The sequence below is a fragment of the Brachybacterium sp. FME24 genome (genome assembly GCF_014897705.1).
GTDB lineage: Bacteria > Actinomycetota > Actinomycetes > Actinomycetales > Dermabacteraceae > Brachybacterium.
The window spans coordinates 12,192-31,301 of record NZ_JABUXV010000020.1 but is presented as its reverse complement, the minus strand read 5'-3'; the positions used below and the strand labels follow the sequence as shown (position 1 = coordinate 31,301).

At 70.2% G+C, this 19,110-nt stretch carries 17 protein-coding genes; 14 read left to right on the top strand and 3 right to left on the bottom strand.

From position 1 onward, the window contains the following. The first annotated feature begins 13 nt into the window (after nt 1-13). Nucleotides 14-2,380 carry a ComEC/Rec2 family competence protein gene (locus INT51_RS18620; protein WP_193106841.1) on the top strand — a complete coding sequence of 789 codons (2,367 nt, stop codon included), beginning with the start codon at nt 14-16 and terminating at the stop codon, nt 2,378-2,380. A gap of 34 nt (nt 2,381-2,414) precedes the next feature. Next, nucleotides 2,415-3,401: a DNA polymerase III subunit delta gene (gene holA, locus INT51_RS18615; RefSeq protein WP_193106840.1), complete on the top strand. Its 987-nt coding sequence runs from the start codon at nt 2,415-2,417 to the stop codon at nt 3,399-3,401. A gap of 116 nt (nt 3,402-3,517) precedes the next feature. Here holA and rpsT read toward each other — a convergent pair whose 3' ends face one another. Both rpsT and INT51_RS18605 read right to left on the bottom strand, forming a co-directional pair. Then, nucleotides 3,518-3,784, bottom strand: coding sequence for a 30S ribosomal protein S20 (rpsT, locus tag INT51_RS18610; protein ID WP_193106839.1), 267 nt, complete (start codon nt 3,782-3,784; stop codon nt 3,518-3,520). Between the two features lie 343 nt (nt 3,785-4,127). Continuing rightward, nucleotides 4,128-4,778, bottom strand: a complete 651-nt coding sequence (locus INT51_RS18605; protein WP_193106838.1) for a type II toxin-antitoxin system PemK/MazF family toxin — start codon at nt 4,776-4,778, stop codon at nt 4,128-4,130. Nucleotides 4,779-4,841: 63 nt separating this feature from the next. Between INT51_RS18605 and INT51_RS18600 the strand changes: the two genes are divergently transcribed. From INT51_RS18600 to INT51_RS18545, 12 genes are all read left to right on the top strand, one after another. After that, complete coding sequence (locus tag INT51_RS18600; RefSeq protein ID WP_193106837.1) at nt 4,842-6,575, top strand: circularly permuted type 2 ATP-grasp protein; 1,734 nt, start codon at nt 4,842-4,844, stop codon at nt 6,573-6,575. Further along, nucleotides 6,556-7,479, top strand: coding sequence for an alpha-E domain-containing protein (locus INT51_RS18595; RefSeq protein ID WP_193106836.1), 924 nt, complete (start codon nt 6,556-6,558; stop codon nt 7,477-7,479). Before INT51_RS18600 ends, INT51_RS18595 begins: the two co-directional genes overlap by 20 nt. A gap of 17 nt (nt 7,480-7,496) precedes the next feature. Continuing rightward, nucleotides 7,497-8,171: a M23 family metallopeptidase gene (locus tag INT51_RS18590; protein WP_193106835.1), complete on the top strand. Its 675-nt coding sequence runs from the start codon at nt 7,497-7,499 to the stop codon at nt 8,169-8,171. A 109-nt stretch (nt 8,172-8,280) separates the two neighbouring features. Continuing rightward, on the top strand, nt 8,281-9,414 hold the full coding sequence (locus INT51_RS18585; RefSeq protein WP_193106834.1) for a mandelate racemase/muconate lactonizing enzyme family protein: 1,134 nt from the start codon (nt 8,281-8,283) through the stop codon (nt 9,412-9,414). Between the two features lie 2 nt (nt 9,415-9,416). Then, the gene (locus INT51_RS18580) at nt 9,417-10,124 is read left to right on the top strand and encodes a FadR/GntR family transcriptional regulator (RefSeq protein WP_193106833.1); all 708 of its coding nucleotides are present in this window, start codon (nt 9,417-9,419) and stop codon (nt 10,122-10,124) included. A gap of 49 nt (nt 10,125-10,173) precedes the next feature. Continuing rightward, complete coding sequence (locus tag INT51_RS18575; RefSeq protein WP_193106832.1) at nt 10,174-11,058, top strand: LysR substrate-binding domain-containing protein; 885 nt, start codon at nt 10,174-10,176, stop codon at nt 11,056-11,058. 151 nt (nt 11,059-11,209) lie between these two features. Continuing rightward, complete coding sequence (gene kdgD, locus INT51_RS18570; protein ID WP_193106831.1) at nt 11,210-12,184, top strand: 5-dehydro-4-deoxyglucarate dehydratase; 975 nt, start codon at nt 11,210-11,212, stop codon at nt 12,182-12,184. A 52-nt stretch (nt 12,185-12,236) separates the two neighbouring features. Next, the gene (locus INT51_RS18565; RefSeq protein ID WP_226985916.1) at nt 12,237-13,844 is read left to right on the top strand and encodes an aldehyde dehydrogenase (NADP(+)); all 1,608 of its coding nucleotides are present in this window, start codon (nt 12,237-12,239) and stop codon (nt 13,842-13,844) included. 166 nt (nt 13,845-14,010) lie between these two features. Then, on the top strand, nt 14,011-15,903 hold the full coding sequence (lepA, locus tag INT51_RS18560; protein WP_226985915.1) for a translation elongation factor 4: 1,893 nt from the start codon (nt 14,011-14,013) through the stop codon (nt 15,901-15,903). Nucleotides 15,904-15,967: 64 nt separating this feature from the next. Further along, entirely contained in the window at nt 15,968-16,657 is a 690-nt protein-coding gene (locus INT51_RS18555; protein ID WP_193106873.1) for an MOSC domain-containing protein, read from the top strand. Then, a complete protein-coding gene (gene hemW / locus INT51_RS18550) occupies nt 16,654-17,820 on the top strand; it encodes a radical SAM family heme chaperone HemW (RefSeq protein ID WP_193106830.1) in 1,167 nt (388 codons plus the stop codon). Before INT51_RS18555 ends, hemW begins: the two co-directional genes overlap by 4 nt. Before the next feature lie 53 nt (nt 17,821-17,873). After that, nucleotides 17,874-18,071 (top strand): hypothetical protein, encoded by a 198-nt coding sequence (locus INT51_RS18545; RefSeq protein ID WP_193106829.1) that lies wholly within the window; start codon nt 17,874-17,876, stop codon nt 18,069-18,071. Here the strand turns inward: INT51_RS18545 and INT51_RS18540 are convergent. After that, complete coding sequence (locus tag INT51_RS18540; RefSeq protein WP_193106828.1) at nt 18,049-19,053, bottom strand: DUF4870 domain-containing protein; 1,005 nt, start codon at nt 19,051-19,053, stop codon at nt 18,049-18,051. The two genes, INT51_RS18545 and INT51_RS18540, sit on opposite strands and share 23 nt — an antisense overlap. Nucleotides 19,054-19,110 lie beyond the last annotated feature (57 nt).

Sequence of the window (19,110 nt, the reverse complement as noted above, 5' to 3'; positions counted from 1 at the left end):
GTGAGCTGCGCTCGTGAAGCGTGCCGATCTGCGACTGCTCCCGGCGGCCACCTGCATCTGGGCCCTCGCGGTACTGGGCGTGACGGCCGGTACCTCGGCGGCGATCGCCGCCGGTGCGGTGATCGTCGCTCTGGCGCTGGCAGCGGTCATGCTCATCGGGGGCACCCGCACTCGGCACGGGATCTTCGCGCACCTCGGGATCCTGGTCCTCGCCGGGGCGCTCCTGTTCCCCGCCCTGCAACGTCACGGGGGAACAGATCATCTGCTCGGGGAGGCTGCGCGTGAGGGCCTGATCGTCGAGCTCACGGTCGTCGCGAACGGCGACCCTGCGGCCCCCACCGCCGGCCCCCAGTGGTCCCGGACCGGGACGCAGGTGATGGCCCGCACCGTCCGCGGGCCCGCGCGCATCGGTCGCGAGGACACCCGGCTGCCGGCATCGCTGCCGCTCCTGGTGCAGGCGGACGGCGACGTCGCCGATGACCTGGCTCGTGCCCAGGACGGCGACACGATCCGGGTGCGTGGGTCGCTGGCCACCAGTGGTGGATTGGTCGTGCTGCGGATCTACGAGGCCACTGAGGTGCCCGTCACCGGTGCGAACGATCGCTCCCAGGCGGCGCGGCACGCGCTGCGTCAGCAGGCACGCGCGGCCACGGCGCACCTGCCGGCCGACGAAGCAGCCCTCGTGCGCGGCATGACCAGCGGAGACACGACCGGGCTCAGCGAATCGAGCGAGGAGATGATGCGGCGGGCGGGCATCTCCCACCTGGTCGCGGTCTCCGGCGCCAATATCGCCTTCGTCCTCGCTGCCATCCTGGGCCCGCTGCTGCTCGCCGGCGTGCGGCGCAGGCCCCGGATCGCGATCGCCGGGCTGGTCGTGATCGGCTATGTGTGGTTCGTCGGCGACGAACCGAGCGTCCAGCGCGCGGCCACCATGGCCGCCCCGCTGCTCGCGGCCCGTTTCGCCGGGGTGCGCGCATCCCCGGTCGCCGCACTCGCCCTCACCGTGGCGCTGTGGTCGGTGACCGACCCTGTGACCGCGGCATCGATCGGCTTCCTGCTCTCCGCCCTGGCCACTGCGGCCATCCTGATCACGGCGCCGCCGCTGGCACGGGCGATCGTCGAACTCAGCGGGCAGAGACTGGGGGAGACCATGGCGCTGGTGCTCGCCGTCCCCCTGGTGGCCCAGCTCGCCTGCACGCCTGTGCTGATCCTGCTCACCCCGGAAGTCTCCCTCTGGGCGGTGCCGGTGAACATGATCGTCGGTCCTCTGGTCGGGCCCTCCACCGTCATCGGTCTGCTCGCCCTCGTCCTCGGCACTTTCTGGCCTGCGGCGGCCATGGTCCTGAACACGGTCGCCGCGGGCGGTGCCCACCTCGTGCTCTTGACCGCGCGCGCCGCCGACGCCCTGCCGGGTTCCCGCATCTCCGTGCCCGAGGGGGCCGGTGGAGTCCTGCTCGCCCTGGCCGTGCTGCTCGCCCTCACCGTCGCGGTCGCCGCACGCCGAGCGCCTGCGGTGCGGTGGGTGAGCGCCGCGGTCCTGGTTGCCGTGATCGCGCCGGGAATCGGGCGCATCCTTCCCCTCGGAGACGCCCCGACCTGGACGCTCGCCGTCTGCGCCGTCGGGCAGGGCGACGCCCTGCTCCTCCGCGCCGCGCCCACGGCAGAGCACTCACCGACCGTCCTCATCGACACCGGCCCGGAGCCCGCGGCGCTGCGAGAATGCCTGGACGATCTGCGGGTGGAAGGCATCGACCTGCTGGTCCTGACGCACCCGCACCTCGACCACACCGGCGGACGCGCTGCGCTGACCGGCTCCTACGTACCGGCTGAGCAGTGGATCTGCCCGCTGCCCGAGGCGGGCCGGGACGTCGTGGCGGCTGCGGCCACCACCACCGTGGCGACGACCGGTCTGACCTGGCGGCAGGAGGGCCTGGACCTGACCGTGCTGTGGCCGGGCTCCGCCGAGGACGCCTACTCCGCCTCCGAGCGCGAGGACGGTTCCGCGGAAGGGGACGCCGCGAACGACTGCTCCGTCGCCCTCTCGGCCACCTGGTCCGACGGCACTCGTCTCGTGTCCCTCGGCGATCTGGAGCCCGCAGCCCAGGCGGAGGTCGCCGCCCTCGCCCCCGGGCCTGCCGACATCGTGAAGGTCGCGCACCACGGATCCCGTCACCAGCACGAGCCGCTCTACCATCAGCTCGACGCCGACCTCGCGCTGATCACCGTGGGGCAGGACAACACCTTCGGCCACCCCACCGAGGATCTGCTGGGACTCCTGCGCGGCAGCGGGACCCAGATCATCCGGACCGACGTCCATGGCACGGTCGCTCTTCGCGCCGACGACCCCTCGGCGGCGCGATCCGTGGGTCCGGCCCGATAGGATCGACCAGGTCCCCGAACAATGAGGAGTTCCCGTGAGCGATGTCGAGTGGCACAGCGTTGCCCTCGCACCGATCGTGCTCGTCCACGGCACCGAGACCCTGATCGCCGACCGTGCCGTGCGACGGCTGCGATCGCTGGCCAAGGACGCAGATCCGTCGGTCGCGGTCCATGACCTCTCTGGAGACGCCGCCGGGGTCGGAGCTCTGGCCCAGGTCGCGAGCCCCTCGCTGTTCGGCGAGCCGCGCTTCGTGCTGGTCCCCGAGCTGCAGGCCGCGCCGGATTCCCTCGTCCTGGAGATTCTCGACTACGTGAAGAACCCCGAGCACGACGTGACCCTCGTGCTCGTCCATCGCGGTGGGAACCGCGGCAAGAAGCTGCTGGACACCTTGAAGAAGGCGAGCGTCCCGCGGGTCGATGCGAGCCCGGTCAAACGCGCCGGGGACAAGCAGGCTTTCGTCGCCGCCGAGTTCGCCCGCGCCGAGCGACGTATCCAGCCCGACGCCATCGCTGCCCTCGTCGACGCCTTCGGCACCGACCTCGCGGAACTCGCTGCGATCAGCCGCCAGCTCATCGAGGACACCACCCCGGATGAGGGCCGACAGGCCGCTCAGATCACCGCGCAGGACGTGCACTCGGTCACCGCCGGCCGGGTGGAATCCACGGCCTTCGCCGTGGCCGATGCCGCGATCGCCGGCCGCGAACAGGAAGCGCTCCAGCTGCTCCAGCAGGCGCAGCTGGCCGGTGCCGACCCGGTGCCGATCGTCGCCGCCATCGCCTCGAAGATGCGGTCGCTGGCCAAGGTCTCCGCCCCCGGTGCCAGCGCCCGCACCCTCGGCATGCCCGACTGGATGCTCCGCAATCTCGGCCGTGAGGCGCGGAACTGGAACGACCGCTCGCTGGCCCGCGCGCTGGAGGCCGTGGCCCGCGCCGATCACGAGGTCAAGGGCGCCGGGCGCGACCCCCGCTGGTCCGTGCAGCGCATGGTCATGGAGATCTGCCGTGCCCGTCGGGCCCGCTGAGCGGCGCTGAGCGACACCGGCTGGACGGGCCCGGACAGAGAGAAGGCCCGGGGCGGATCGCTCCGCACCGGGCCTTTCCTCACCCCATCACGCGGGGTTGCAGCTGAGCTGCGATGTCACTTGGACGTGCTGGAGACCAGCTTGGCGAGACCGGACTTGCGGTTCGCAGCCTGGTTCTCGTGGATGACGCCCTTCGAGACGGCCTTGTCGAACTTGCGGGACGCGGCCTTGAGCGCCTCACCGGCGGCGTCGGCGTCACCGGTGGAGACGGCGTTCTTCACCTTGCGGGTGTACGTCTTCAGCTCGGACTTGACGATGCGGTTGCGCAGACGCGACTTCTCGTTCGTCTTGTTCCGCTTGATCTGGGACTTGATGTTTGCCACGAAGACTCTTCTCTTGTGCTGCTCTGGTGGATCATCCGAAACGGCCGAGGGACGGAGCCGACGGGGACGGCGGTGGGGACTCGCCTGGAGACGTCGGTACCGAATCGCTGTCACGGGAACTCGCTCGGGTCGCACGAACCATCATCCCTGACACGGCGGAACGACGGTATGCGCACACCGAACGGTATGTCACACATACGAGGCTCGACCTTACCAGAGCGGTTCTCGCAGACGCACCGGGTGTGCGGCGTGTCTCGTGCGGGTTCGCTCAGTTCCTCCCCATGGCTTATTCCTGCAGGTCGCGTCCCGGGGCCCTGACTCGGAGCGAGCGATTCGGGCAGTCTCAGTCGCGCCAGCCGTGAACTGTGCGCACTGCGGCCGCGACCCGCTCGAAGGGCCCCTGACCCAGGCGACCTCCCTCGCGCCGCACCGACCCGGGATCGATCCGCAGCAGGCGATCGGCACGCACCTCGGAGGGGCGGCCCTGCTGGTCCCAGTTGCCGGAGCCGATATCCACCCAGGTCGATCCGTGCTCGTCGGTGATGACCTCGGCGGAGTCGGCACGGTCCCGGGACGTGAGCATGAGGGCAACCAGGACGTCGCCGGAGCCGTCGCCTCCGGCGGTGGCGGCATCTTCCTGGGCCACGACCAGCACCGGTCGATCCTTGCCTTGGGTGATGTCCTCCTCGTACGGCACCCAGGCCCAGACGATCTCCCCGGGGTCGGGGCGGTCATCCGCATGCGGTGCGTACGTGAGGTTCAGCGCCGGCGAGGCGGCTCGATCCGCGAGCGCCCCTGCCCCCTCGACTCCCGCCGGGTCGGCCGACCGGTGCGATGCGCCGCCCGCGCGCGAGGGGGTGCTGGACCCGGATCCACCCTGGCGTTCCCGCACCGCACGGACGGCGGCACGGCCCAGTCCGCGGGCGCCTCGGCGCACGGCAGGTGAGCGTGCGGCGGTTCGGAGCACGGACGTCAAGCGGGAGGCAAAGGACATGGTTCTCGTTTCCTGGGCGGTGGGCGCCCACGTCGGAAGGGGGACGGTGTGAGAATGGTAGGCATGCCAGTCACCTCTCTGTTCCAGAATGTCGAGACAGGGTCGCAAGACGATGAGATGTTCACCCCCGACGGGACGGTGCGCCCCACCTACGAGGCTCTGCACGACGCCCTCGCGGGCCTCGGACCCGACGAGTTCCGTGCACGCTCCGAATCGTTGGCCCACAGCTACCTCGACCAGGGCATCACCTTCGACTATGCCGGCGAGGAGCGGCCTTTCCCCATCGACGCGATCCCGCGCGTGATCGCCGCCGACGAGTGGGCCCGGGTCTCCCGCGGCGTCGCCCAGCGCGTGCGCGCTCTCGAACTGTTCCTCGACGATCTGTACACCGACCAGAGCGCGATCACCGACGGGGTGATCCCTGCCGAGCTGGTCATCTCCTCGACCTACGTCGTCGACGCGATGCGCGGCTACCGCCCACCCAATGGCGTGCGCATCCACATCTCCGGCATCGACCTGGTCCGCGACGGCGCGGGGGAGTTCCGGGTGCTGGAGGACAACGTGCGCACCCCCAGCGGCGTCAGCTACGTCCTGTCCAACCGCCGTGCCATGGCCCAGACCTTCCCGGAGCTGTTCGCCCACCGTCCGGTGCGCCGCGTCGGCGAATACCCCGGCCGGCTGCTCAGTGCGCTCCAAGCGGCGACGCCGGACATCGCGGACGAGGAGCCCACCGTCGTGGTGCTCACCCCGGGTCGTTACAACAGCGCCTATTTCGAGCACTCGCTGCTGGCACGCACCATGGGCATCGACCTGGTGGAGGCCGGCGACCTCGTCGAACGCAATGAACGCATCTACATGCGCACCACGGCGGGCCTGCGCCGCGTGGACGTGATCTACAAGCGCACCGACGACGACTTCATCGACCCCGAGGTGTTCCGCCCCGACTCGATGCTCGGAGTGCCGGGCCTGGTCCGGGCGATCCTCGCCGGGAACGTGGTGGTCGCCAATGCGATCGGCAACGGGATCGGGGACGACAAGCTGACCTACACGTACGTCCCCGACCTCATCCGCTACTACCTGCGCGAGGAGCCGATCCTCCCCAACGTCGACACCTGGCGCCTCGAGGAGCCGGAATCCCTGGCCGAGGTGCTGGACCGCCTGGACGAATTGGTCGTCAAGCCCGTCGACGGCTCCGGCGGCAAAGGCATCGTGATCGGCCCCGCCGCCACGAAGGGCGAGCTCGACGCCCTGCGTGACCGGTTGCTGCGCGACCCGCGCGGCTGGATCGCGCAGCCCGTCGTCCAGCTGTCGACGATCCCCACCCTGGTCGAGGACGGGCCGGAATCCCGCCACGTCGACCTGCGACCCTTCGCCCTGAACAGCGGCGGTGACGACGTCTGGGTGCTGCCGGGCGGTCTCACCCGCGTCGCCCTCCCGCGAGGCGAGATGATCGTGAACTCCTCCCGCGGAGGGGGCTCCAAGGACACCTGGGTGCTCGCCGCCCAGCGGTCCGCCGCACCCGGCGCCGGCTCCTCGCAGTCCCCGGCGAGCACCTCGGCCGACGAGCGGATCGAGCACCCGTTGGCCGAGGACTACGACGAGTTCGACGATCTCCCCGAGGACCACTCGGAGGAGACGACTCGTGAACCCGACCCCGTGACGTCGGCGATCCCGCTCCTGGACGTCGAAGACATCGGAGACTTCGGAGACGTCGACGAGGCAGATGATGCCGACGACGCGCAGCGCGGCGCCACGGGCGTCCGGAAGGAGGCCGATGATGCTCAGCAGGATCGCTGATTCCATGTTCTGGATCGGGCGCTACGTGGAGCGAGCCGACCAGACCGCTCGCATTCTCGACGTGATGCTGCAGTCGATCACCGAGGACGCCTCCCAGGACGAGCCGATCGCCTGCAGCGGCGTCTACGAGATCTTCGGCATCGGGGACGTCGAGAACATACCGGACTCCGACCTCACCGTGCAGCGGGTGCTGGACCGACTGGTCACCGACCGGCAGAACCCGTCGTCGGTCGCCGGTGCCCTGCAGACGGCCCGCGAGAACGCCCGCGGCGCCCGCGAGGCGCTGTCCACGGAGGTGTGGGAGTCGTTGAACACCACCACGCTCGGAATGCCGCGCGGAGTGCGCCCCTCTCGCATGCACGGTGCCTTCCAGTTCGCCAAGGATCGCTGCGCCGTGGTCAACGGCCTGGTCGACGCCTCGATGACGCGTGACGAGGCGTGGCTGTTCCTGCGGATCGGCCAGCTGCTGGAGCGGGTCGACATGAGTGCCCGAATCCTGCAGGCGCATGACCTGGAGGACTCCTCCGACGCGGCGACGGTCATGCTCCTGCGCAGCTGCAGCGCCCATGAGGCCTATATCCGGTCCTACCGCGGTCGCGTGCGGCCTGCTCAGGCGATCGAATTCCTGCTGCTGGACTCGATCTTCCCGCGCTCGGCCGCGCATTGCCTGCTCGAGATCGACGAGGCGCTCGACACCCTCGCCAAACTCCACGGCAGCACCTTCGACCGGATGGGCACCTCCGAACCAGGCCGACGGATCGTCGGCCGCGCCGCGGCGAGCCTGCGGTTCCGTTCGCTGGACGACATCATCACGGACTTCGAGGACGAGATGGAGCAGCTCCAGAAGGTCACCGGCGCCGTCACCCGCGCGCTCGGCACCACGTACTTCCACCTCGCGAACTGATCGGGGCGGCCTGCGTCATGGCTCCCGAGGGAGCAGGAGGCTCCGGCGTCGCCGGACCGGTGCCGGGCGGCCCTGTGGTGCTCGACTACCCGTTCCAGGGGCGCTGGCTGACGCAGAACAGCCCCGCAGATCGGGTCCCCAGCCACGGGACCACCCGATTCGCCCTGGACCAGTCGATCGATCTGGTCCCGGTCGACGAGCGCGGCCGCACCGCACCCATCCGGTTGCGCTCGCTGCTGAGACCCGAGCCACCGACCGCGTTCCCGGGCTTCGGGAGGGTTCTGCTGGCGCCCCTGAGCGGTGTGGTCCACGCCGTGCACGAGGGCGAGCAGGATCATCCTGCGATGCGCGGGGTCCCGTCCCTGGGATACGCCCTGACCCAGGGCCGCCGCGCCGCTGCCGGGTGGGAAGCACTGGCCGGGAACCACGTGATCCTCCGGGCCGACGACAGCGGGCCGCGGCCGGTGTTCGTCGTCCTGTGCCACCTGCGGCGCGGCAGTATCGCGGTGCGGCCCGGGCAGCGGATCGGGGCAGGGGAGCGCGTCGGTGCCTGCGGCAACTCGGGCAACAGCACCGAACCCCACCTGCACCTGCAGGCGATGGACGCCGCCGACCCGTCGGCCGCCCGACCCCTTCCGATCACCTTCCCGGACGGGCTGCCACGCAACGGAGCGATCCTCGACATTCCCTGAGGAGAGGGTGATCGGTGCAGGCCCCCTCGGGCATCTTCCGGGACCCACTTATCAAATAGGTGACTGACTTGTAGAATAAGTAGGTCCCAGCCGCCGATGAAGGACCTCCATGCCCTACTCGCCCGACGCCATCCGCCACATCCGCCTCTCGACGGCAACGCTGCCGCTGACCACCCCGATCTCCGACGCGAAGGTCTTCACCGGCCGCCAGAAACCGATGACTGAGGTCGTCTTCCTCTTCGCCGAGATCACCACGGAGCAGGGCTGCGAAGGCCTCGGCTTCAGCTACTCCAAGCGCGCCGGCGGTCCTGCTCAGTACGCGCACGCGAAGGAGGTCGCCGCGGTCGCGCTCGGCGAGGATCCCAGCGACATCGCCAAGCTGTATACGAAGCTGCTCTGGGCCGGCGCCTCGGTCGGTCGGTCCGGGGTCGCGACCCAGGCCCTCGCCGCCCTCGACATCGCGCTCTACGATCTCAAGGCGAAGCGTGCGGGCCTGCCGCTCGCGAAGCTGCTCGGAGCCCACCGCGACAGCGTGCGGACCTATGACACGTCCGGTGGCTTCCTCCATGCCTCGCTCGACGAGGTGCGAGATCGGGCCGACCGTTCCCTCGCCGAGGGCATCGGAGGCATCAAGATCAAGGTCGGTCTGCCCGACGGCGCCGAGGACCTGCGCCGCGTCGCCGCGGTGCGCGAGCACCTGGGCGACGCGGTGCCCCTGATGGTCGACGCGAACCAGCAGTGGGACCGCCGTACCGCACTGCGCATGGGTCGCCGGTTGGAGGAGTTCGACCTGACCTGGATCGAGGAGCCGCTGGACGCCGATGACGCTGAAGGCCACGCCGCCCTCGCCAGCACGCTGGACACCCCGATCGCGACCGGCGAGATGCTCGCCTCCGTCGCCGAGCACGAGCGCCTCATCGCTGCGCGGGCCTGCGACGTGCTCCAACCCGACGCTCCGCGCGTCGGTGGCATCACCCCGTTCCTGAAGCTCGCGACCCTCGCCGACCACGCCGGTCTGGACCTCGCGCCGCACTTCGCGATGGAGATCCACCTGCACCTGGCCGCGACCTACCCGCGCGAGCCGTGGGTCGAGCACTTCGACTGGCTGGATCCGCTGTTCGAGGAACGGCTCGAGACCCGCGGTGGCCGCATGCTGGTTCCCGACCGACTCGGCCTCGGCGTCACCCTCTCCGGGCAGGCACGGGCCTGGACCACGGAGTCCGTCGAACTCGGCACGGTCTGACCATGGCCACGCACCGCACGGCGCACCTCGTCGCCGCCCTGCGCCGCCGCATCGTCGACGGCGAGATCGTGCCCGGCGAGAAGCTGCCCAGCGAGAACGAGCTCATCGCTGCCCATGGCGTGAGCCGCACGGTCGTCCGCGAAGCCGTCACCCGTCTGCAGGCCGAGGGGCTGGTGCGCACCCGCCGCGGCGCGGGCAGCTTCGCCCTCACTCCGCCCGCAGACCCCAGCGCCGCCTGGCCTGCGCGGCCCGTACGCACACTTGCGGACCGACGAGCCCTGCTGGAACTGCGGACCGGCCTCGAGTCCGAGGCCGCCGCGCTCGCTGCCACCCGTCGCACGGCGGCCGACCTGGTGGCGATGCGAGACGCGCTCGCACGGTTCGACGACGCCGCGGGGGCTCCAGCTGCCGCGCTGGAGCAGGACTTCGCCTTCCACCGCGCTGTCGCGGACGCCGCCGGGAACCCCTTCGTGCTCGACCTGGTCGACGCCCTCGGGCCGGCAATGATCACGATGCCGCGTCACCGTCTCTCCGCGACCGACCCGTCAGGCAGCTCCGACATGGTCGGTGGTCCGGGCTGCAGTGCGGTCGGCCTCGAGCACGCTGCGATCCTGGCGGAGATCGCCGCCGGAGACGCCCTGGCCGCCTCCGCGGCGATGCGCACGCACCTCGTGGGCTCGCGCCGACGGCTCGACCTCGACGAGGAGTGATCTTCGCGCCCGCTCCCGCCCCCGCATCGACCACTACCCGGAGTGCATCGTGTTCACCTTGGATCAGGCCCGCCACTTCATAGCCGTCGCCGAGGAGCTGCACTTCGGTCGCGCCGCCGAGCGGCTCGAGATGACCCAGCCACCGTTGAGCCGCCAGATCCAGAAGCTGGAGCGCAGCGTCGGTGTCGCACTGCTGGAGCGCGACAGCCGCAAGGTGGCACTGACCGCAGCCGGACACGCGTTCCTCGCCGAGGCGCGCCGACTGATGGTCGCCGCTGATCGCGCCCCGGCCGCGGCGCGACGGATCGCCGACGGCCGCTCCGGTGAGCTCCGGATCGGATTCACCGCCACCACCGGGTTCAGTCTGCTGGGGACCCTGCTGAGCGAGATCACCCGCGCGCTGCCCGACGTCGACCTCACCCTCGAGGAGCAGGTCACCGGCGAACAGCTGCGGGCGCTCGAGCGCGGGGACCTGGACCTGGGACTCGCGCGTCCACCGTTCGATTCCGTCCTGTTCGAGTCCTGGCTGCTGCTCTCCGAGCACCTGCTGCTCGCCGTGCCGAGCGACCATCCTCTGACTCGCCTGGGACGGCCGCTGCGCGAGGCGGATCTCGGTGACGTGCCGTTGATCATGCACCACCCCACACGCGCCCGGTACTTCTACGACCTCGTGGTCCGTCAGCTGCCGGTCGAGCATGACAACGTCGTGCACACCGTGAGCCAGATCCTGACGATGATCTCTTTGGTCGCGGCGGGCCGCGGGGTCGCCTTCGTCCCGGAGTCGGCGCGCGTGCTCGGGGTCCAGGGCGTCGACTACCTACGCCTGGCCGGCCTCGCACCCGACGCGGTCGAGCTGCACGCCATCTGGAACCGCAACGCCCACAACCCTGCCCTCTTCCGTGCGCTTCACGCTCTCCGGGCGAGCGCCGCCTGACCGAGCGGACGTCGCCCACGCTGCTAGCGATACCCACACAGCATCAATGCATGCCGAATCGGGCTTGGACAAGCATCATCATGTGTTCCTACGGTCACAGGACGATCCCGTCTCGCGCCGCTCGGCGCGCCTTGCCCGAAGGATGATGCACGTGGCCCGCTTCACGCCCCCTGAACTCGCCGACACCCTCAAGGAAGGTCTGCTGTCGTTCCCGGTCACCCCATTCGACGCGGCCTTCACCGTCGACGAGACCGCCTACCGCACCCATCTCGCGTGGCAGGCGAGCTTCCCCGTCGCCGGCCTCTTCGCCGCCGGCGGCACCGGGGAGGGCTTCAGCCTTTCCCCTGCCGAGTCCGCTCGAGTCACCCGGGTCGCCGTCGAGGAGGTCGGTGACCGCGTTCCGGTGCTCGCCTCGGCCGCCGGGCCGACCGTCCAGGCCGTCCAGAACGCCAGGGATGCCGAGGAAGCCGGCGCCGAGGGACTCCTGCTGCTGCCGCCCTACCTGACCGAATGCGACCAGGAAGGGCTCGCCGGTCACGTGTCCGCCGTCTGCGACGCCACCCGCCTCGGCGTCATCGTCTACAACCGTGGCAACGCCCTCTACTCGGCCGAGACGGTCGCGCGCCTGGCACAGCGGCACCCGAACTTCATCGGCTTCAAGGACGCGATCGGTGACATCGAGCAGCTCACCCGCGTCTACACCCGCAACGGCGACCGGATCTTCTATCTGGGCGGTCTGCCCACCGCCGAGGTCTACGCCCTGCCCCTGCTGCAGCTGGGAATGAGCACCTACTCCTCCGCCATGTACAACTTCGTCCCCGAGTTCGCCCTGTCGTTCTACCGTGACGTCCGCAACCAGGACCGCGCAGCAGTCACGGAGAAGCTGGACCGCTTCGTCCTGCCCTACCTCGAGATCCGCAACCGGACGAAGGGATACGGCGTCTCGATCATCAAGGGCGGTCTGAAGGCGGTCGGGCGCGACGTCGGCCCGGTCCGCACCCCGTTGCAGGACCTGACCGAGCGCGACCTCGCCGACCTCTCCGCCCTGATCGACACCGCCGGTATACGCCCCGGCGCCACGGCCCCCGCAGACCGAGCGGCCTCATCGGTCCCGCAGACCGCCTGACCGACCTTCGATCCCCGCACATCCCTGAACGCGCACCACCGAAGGAGCACCGATGACTACGAAAGAGATCGCCCTGACCGGCCGTTCGATCCTCGCCGGCGTGTCCGTCGCCGGCACCGGCGCCACCGTCCACGGTGCCGACCCCGCCACCGACCGGGCCCTGGAGCCCGGGTACACCCTGATCGACGAGGCTCAGCTGCGCATCGCCACCGCGGCCGCCGAGGAGGCCTACGCCAGCTTCAGCCGGATGGAACCCGGGGCCCACGCCGCCTTCCTGGAACGGATCGCGGACAACATCGACGCCGTCGGCGACGAGCTGGTCACCCGCGCGATGGCCGAGACCGGGCTCTCCGAGGCGCGTCTGACCGGCGAGCGCGGCCGCACCACCGGGCAGCTTCGCCTGTTCGCTCGCGTCGTGCAGCAGGGCGACCACCGCGGCGTGCGGATCGACCCGGCGCTGCCTGGCCGCACGCCGGCGCCCCGGGCCGATATCCGACAGCGCCAGCTCGCCCTGGGCCCGGTCGCTGTGTTCGGTGCGTCGAACTTCCCGCTCGCCTTCTCGACCGCCGGCGGCGACACCGCCTCGGCCCTCGCCGCCGGGTGCCCCGTCGTCTTCAAGGCCCACAACGCTCACCCGGGCACGAGCGAGATCGTCGGCCACGCCATCGCCGACGCCGTCCACGAGGCCGGTCTTCACCCTGGCGTCTTCTCCCTGGTCTACGGGCAGGGTTCGCGGATCGGTCAGGCGCTGGCCGCCGACCCGGTGATCCAGGCGATCGGCTTCACAGGGTCGCGCGGCGCAGGCCAGGCGCTGGTTGCGACTGCCGCCGCCCGGCCTGTCCCGATCCCGGTCTACGCCGAGATGAGCTCGATAAATCCCGTGTTCCTCTTCGACGGGGCCCTGCAGGGCGACGTCGACGCGCTGGCCGAGGCCTTCGTCGGCTCGGTCACCGGCTCCAGCGGGCAGCTGTGCACCGCTCCCGGCCTGGTGTTCGTTCCGGCCGACACCGGGGGAGACGGGTTCGCCACCGCCGTCGAACGGGCGCTCGCGAAGGCGTCGGGCCAGACGATGCTCACCGCCGCGATCGCGGACTCGTGGGTGGCCGGCGTCGACACGCTCGGCGCGCAGGAGGGCGTCGACCTGGTCGCCCGTGGCCGGGCCGGCGCGACGCAGAACGCACCGGCGCCGGCAGTCTTCGAGACCGACGTGTCCACGTTCCTCACCAATGACACGCTGCACGAGGAGATCTTCGGCGCCGCCTCGATGCTCATCCGCTACTCCTCGCCCGAGGAGCTGGTCGGTGCGGCCAGCCGGCTCGAAGGGCAGCTCACCGCCACGTTGCACCTGACCGACCACGACCACGCCACCGTGGCGCTGCTGCTGCCGGTCCTCGAGCGCAAGGTCGGCCGGATCCTCGCCAACGGGTGGCCGACCGGCGTCGAGGTCGGCCACGCGATGGTCCACGGGGGACCGTTCCCTGCCACCTCGGCCAGCCGCACGACCTCGGTCGGGACACTGGCGATCGAGCGCTTCCTGCGTCCCGTCGCCTACCAGGACATCCCCGACGACCTCTTGCCGCAGCCGCTGCGGGAGAACAATCCGTGGCACCTGAACCGTCGTCTCGATGGCCGCCTCGAGCCAGCCGGAAACGACTCATGACCGGCCCCACCATCGTCGATCTCGAGGTCGTCCCGGTGGCGGGGCACGACCGATGCTCCTGGCTCATGTGACCTCTGCCCGCGACCGGCCGCGATGCAGGCCCGGGCGCGGGCCCCGTGAGACCATGGAGCGATTGTCCCCGCGCAGGTGCGCGGGCCCCACAACGATGAGAGGACGTAAGCCGGTGACCCCGAGGATCGCGGCCGACGAGGCCCGGGACATCCTTCCCGCGTCGACACCCCAGGAGCGTCTCCGGAACTTCTGCATCATCGCGCACATCGACCACGGCAAGTCCACGCTCGCCGATCGCATGCTGCAGATAACCGGCGTCGTCGACGAGCGCGCGATGCGCGCCCAGTACCTCGACCGCATGGACATCGAGCGCGAACGCGGCATCACGGTGAAGAGCCAGGCGGTGCGCATGCCGTGGCAGGTCGATGGCACGAACTACGCCCTGAACATGATCGACACCCCTGGGCACGTCGACTTCACCTATGAGGTCTCCCGCTCGCTCGCCGCCTGCGAGGGCGCGATCCTGCTGGTCGACGCCGCGCAGGGTATCGAGGCCCAGACGCTGGCGAACCTGTACCTGGCGATGGAGAACGACCTCACCATCATCCCGGTGCTCAACAAGATCGACCTGCCCGGGGCCGAGCCGGAGAAGTACGCCGCGGAGATCGGCCAGCTCGTCGGCGTCGAGCCCGACCAGGTGCTGCGGGTCTCCGGCAAGACCGGCGTGGGCGTCGAGGACCTCCTGGACCATGTCGTCAGGACCCTCCCGTCGCCCACGGGCGAGCCGGATGCCCCCTGCCGCGCGATGATCTTCGACTCCGTGTACGACACCTACCGGGGCGTCGTCACCTACATCCGTGTCATCGACGGCTACCTCAAGTCCCGCGACCGGATCGACATGATGTCCACCGGCGCGCACCACGAGCTGCTCGAGATCGGCGTGAGCTCCCCGGAGCCGCACAAGACCCCGGGTATCGGACCCGGCGAGGTGGGCTACCTGATCACCGGTGTGAAGGACGTGCGCCAGTCCAAGGTCGGCGACACCATCACCACCTCGATCCGCGGTGCGACGGAGGCCCTCGAGGGCTACGCGGATCCCAAGCCGATGGTGTACTCGGGCCTGTTCCCGATCGATGGCTCCGACTACCCGGTGCTGCGCGATGCGCTGGACAAGCTCAAGCTCAACGACGCAGCCCTGAACTACGAGCCGGAGACCTCCACGGCCCTCGGCTTCGGCTTCCGGGTCGGCTTCCTGGGCCTGCTGCACCTGGAGATCATCCGCGAGCGTCTCGAGCGCGAGTTCAACCTCGACCTGATATCGACCGCCCCGAGCGTCGTCTACCAGGTGGTCATGGAGGACGGCACCGAGATCGAGGTGCTCAATCCTTCGGACTTCCCCGAGGGCAAGGTCCGCGAGATCAGCGAGCCCATGACCAAGGCAACGATCCTGGTCCCCAGCGAGTTCATCGGCTCGGTCATGGAGCTGTGCCAGTCCAAGCGAGGCAATCTCGGCGGCATGGACTACCTCAGCGAGGACCGTGTCGAACTGCGCTACACGCTGCCGCTCGCGGAGATCGTCTTCGACTTCTTCGACCAGCTGAAGTCCAAGACCCGCGGCTATGCCTCGCTGGACTACGACATCTCCGGCTCCCAGGTCGCGGACCTCGTCAAGGTCGACATGCTGCTCCAGAGCGAGCCGGTGGATGCGTTCAGTGCGATCGTCCACCGGGAGAAGGCGTACAGCTACGGCGTCGAGATGGCCGGGAAGCTCAAGAAACTCATCCCGCGCCAGCAGTTCGAGGTGCCGATCCAGGCCGCCATCGGTGCCCGGATCATCGCCCGCGAGAACATCCGAGCCATGCGCAAGGATGTGCTGTCCAAATGCTACGGCGGCGACATCTCGCGAAAGCGGAAGCTGCTGGAGAAGCAGAAGGAGGGCAAGAAGCGGATGAAGAACATCGGTTCCGTCGAGGTGCCCCAGGAGGCCTTCATCGCCGCTCTGTCCTCCGACGACGGCGACATGCCGAAGGACTCCAAGAAGAAATGAGGGTCGTCGGGGACCTGCATCCCCACCGGCCCGCTCCCGAGAGCAGGAGGAACTCGTGACCCGGATGCCCTCGTCCGCGCCCCCCGTGGCAGTCGTCGCCGTCGGAGCCACCGGCACCGTCGCGGCCGTCTGCGTCGTCTCCGCCCTGCATGCCGATGCGGGCAGCGTGGGCACGACGGCGATCGACAAGCGCCCGGTCGACGGGGCCGTGCGCCTCGGCGAGCTCGGTCTCTACGCTGATGTCCAGGCGGACCGTGCCCACCACGGCGGGCCCGACCAGGCCGTCTACGCGATCGACGCGGTGGAGTCCGCCCATTGGTCCTCGGAGCTGGGGCGCGAGGTGGCCCCCGGCGGCCTCGGCGAGAACCTGCTGATCGACGGCCTCGCCGTCGACGACCTCGAGATCGGGGCCCGCGTCCGTGCCGGCACCGCGCTCCTCGAGGTGACCGCCCCGCGCACTCCCTGCATGACGTTCCAGCGCTGGATGGGCACCGATGACTTCCGCGCGCAGTACCACCAGCGCGGTCGCACCGGCGTCTACTTCCGCGTGATCGAGACGGGCGAGATCACCGCCGGGGACACGTTCCTCGTCGAGCTGACCCCGGACCACGGGGTCACCGTCGCCGCGACCTACGGCGGGGCCCGGGATCGGGACCTCACCCGCACCCTCGATTCCTGGGCACGGGAGAGCGGTGTGGCACTGCATCACGAGCTCGAGAAGCGGGCGACACGCCACCTGAGGGGAGAACGATGAGCGACCGACATCGCGAGCGCGATCTCTCCGTCTACGTCCACGTGCCGTTCTGCGCGGTGCGCTGCGGGTACTGCGACTTCAACACGTACACCGCGACGGAGCTGGGCGGGGGCGGGTCCCAGGCGGAGTACCCCTCCCATGCGATGGCCGAGATGGACCTGACCCTCGCCGACGATCGCGCCGCCGGGTATGACTACGACCGCGTGGGCACGGTCTTCTTCGGCGGCGGCACCCCGACGCTGCTGCCGGCGGACGAGCTCGTCGCCATGCTCGCGCACCTGCGCGGCCTGATCCCGCTCGCCGAAGGCGCCGAGGTCAGCACCGAGGCGAACCCGGACTCCGTCACCGAGGAGTCCCTGCAGCAGTTGGCGGACGGCGGCATCACTCGCGTCTCCTTCGGCATGCAGTCCGCCGTGCGCTCGGTGCTGCGCACCCTGGGTCGCACCCATGACCCGGAGCGGGTGCCGCAGGCTGTGGCCTGGGCCCGCGAGGCCGGGCTGGACGTCTCCCTGGACTTGATCTACGGCACGCCCGGGGAGACTCTCGCCGACGTCGAGACCTCCGTGAAAGCGGCCCTGGCCTGCGGCGTGGACCATATGTCCGCCTACTCGCTGATCATCGAGGGCAACACGGCGATGGCCCGCCAGCTGCGTCGCGGTGAGCTCGAGGCCCCGGATCCCGACGACATGGCCGACAAGTACGAGCTGGTCGACGATCTCGCCTCCGCTGACGGGCTGACCTGGTACGAGGTCTCCAACTGGGCACGCACGCCGGCGCAGCGCTCCCGCCACAACCTCGCCTACTGGCGCGGCAGCGACTGGTGGGGGATCGGCCCCGGTGCCCACCGCCATCGCGACGGCCTGCGCTCCTGGAACGTGAAGCATCCCAGCCGCTATGCGACCACCCTGGCCGAGGGCGCCCTCCCGGTGGCCGATTCCGAGCAGGTCTCCTCGCAGGACCGGCTGGTCGAGCGGATCATGCTCGAGCTGAGGATCATCGACGGTCTCGCGGTGGACGAGGTGCCCGAGCAGACCCGGCCGATGCTCGAGGTGCACCGCGAGCGCGGCCACCTCGACGCCGACGCCCTGGCCGCCGGCCGCGCGGTGCTGACCCGTGAGGGCCGGCTGCTGGCCGACGCGGTGATCCGCGACCTGGTGCCCTGACGTCGCCGGTCCGGGCCGTCGACAGCACAGCCCGCGGGGAGCACACTGGAGCGATGACGAAGCCCTCGACGATCGACGAGTACATCGCGGGCCATGACGAGCCGGCGACGACGCTGCTGCGCGAGCTTCGGGCCCTCAGCCGGGACGCCGCGCCCAGGACGGACGAGAGCCCCCGGGATCACCTCGATCCCAGGGGCTCGCATCATGGCGGCGCAGTGGCCGATCAGGTCACTTCACCAGGCGCACGTTGACCGGGTAGTTCCACCAGGTTCCCTGGTAGGCCCTGATGGCGCCGATGATCGCGAAGATCGCCTGCACGAGGGTCGGGACGAACATCAGGCCGAACAGGAAGGCTCCGATGCCGAACGTGACGATCGTGATGATCGTGAACACCGCACCCATCGCGAGCGAGATGATCAGGGCGGCGATCGTGCCGTTGAGGGCCTCCGCGGCGTTGTAGCGCACGAAGCGGTTGCGATCCTTGAAGATCACGTAGAGCACGATCTGGGCGATGAGGCCACCGACGAAGGGGATCACGAACTGCAGCAGCGCGGCCAGGTGCACCACGAGTGCCCAGGTCTTCGCGTCGGTGTCCGGCAGTGGCTGGCCCGACAGCGGCCCCTCGTGCACTCCCTTGAACCCGGGTGGCGGGACGTCGAGCGACGCGGCGCCGTGGGGGGCGTACTGACCGTGCTGACCCGGGGCGCCGTGGCCCTGCGCTCCGTACTGGCCCGACGGTCCGTACTGTTCCTGCGCACCGCTCGGGCCCTGAGGCCCTGCGCTGTACCCGCTTGCACCCGCGGCGGGTGCTGCGTAGGGGTCGCCGCCCGGCGCCGACGACGGCGCCGAGTACGGGTCCTGATTGCCGGAGGGTGCAGGAGACGCGTACGGGGAGGAGGCCGAGAAACTCTCCGCCCCCGAGTCCGGGGCAGGCTGCTGCGAGCCCGCGGGATAGGCGAAAGGATCGTGCGGATGCAGGGCCGGGTCCGAGGTCGGGCTCGACTGATCCTCCGGGGCGGGGTGCTGCTGCGGTGCGCCGTCCTGCGGTGCGAAACCGCTCGCGGGCACGGCGTGCTCTGCCGGGGCAGACGACTCGGAGTGCGGGGGAGTGGCTCCCAGGAAGTCGTCCTGGGACGCATCGGCAGCCGCAGGATCCGAGGTGACCGGCTGCTCCGGGGCAGGAGCGCTCGGCTCGGTGCCGTACGGATCGTGCGGGTGCGGAGATTGGCTCATGGTTCCTCTTTCGGGACAGGCCGGCCGGGAAGGGCCGACGTCGGGCTGATGCACTCA

Bases quoted from the DNA above. Each gene is read 5' to 3' on its own strand.
- INT51_RS18585 (WP_193106834.1), top strand. From the start codon at position 8,281: ATGCCCTACTCGCCCGACGCCATCCGCCACATCCGCCTCTCGACGGCA.
- INT51_RS18590 (WP_193106835.1), top strand. From the start codon at position 7,497: ATGGCTCCCGAGGGAGCAGGAGGCTCCGGCGTCGCCGGACCGGTGCCG.
- lepA (WP_226985915.1), top strand. From the start codon at position 14,011: ATGAGAGGACGTAAGCCGGTGACCCCGAGGATCGCGGCCGACGAGGCC.
- INT51_RS18545 (WP_193106829.1), top strand. From the start codon at position 17,874: ATGACGAAGCCCTCGACGATCGACGAGTACATCGCGGGCCATGACGAG.
- INT51_RS18580 (WP_193106833.1), top strand. From the start codon at position 9,417: ATGGCCACGCACCGCACGGCGCACCTCGTCGCCGCCCTGCGCCGCCGC.
- INT51_RS18540 (WP_193106828.1), bottom strand. From the start codon at position 19,053: ATGAGCCAATCTCCGCACCCGCACGATCCGTACGGCACCGAGCCGAGC.
- INT51_RS18565 (WP_226985916.1), top strand. From the start codon at position 12,237: ATGACTACGAAAGAGATCGCCCTGACCGGCCGTTCGATCCTCGCCGGC.
- INT51_RS18605 (WP_193106838.1), bottom strand. From the start codon at position 4,778: ATGTCCTTTGCCTCCCGCTTGACGTCCGTGCTCCGAACCGCCGCACGC.
- INT51_RS18555 (WP_193106873.1), top strand. From the start codon at position 15,968: ATGCCCTCGTCCGCGCCCCCCGTGGCAGTCGTCGCCGTCGGAGCCACC.
- INT51_RS18600 (WP_193106837.1), top strand. From the start codon at position 4,842: ATGCCAGTCACCTCTCTGTTCCAGAATGTCGAGACAGGGTCGCAAGAC.
- INT51_RS18595 (WP_193106836.1), top strand. From the start codon at position 6,556: ATGCTCAGCAGGATCGCTGATTCCATGTTCTGGATCGGGCGCTACGTG.
- hemW (WP_193106830.1), top strand. From the start codon at position 16,654: ATGAGCGACCGACATCGCGAGCGCGATCTCTCCGTCTACGTCCACGTG.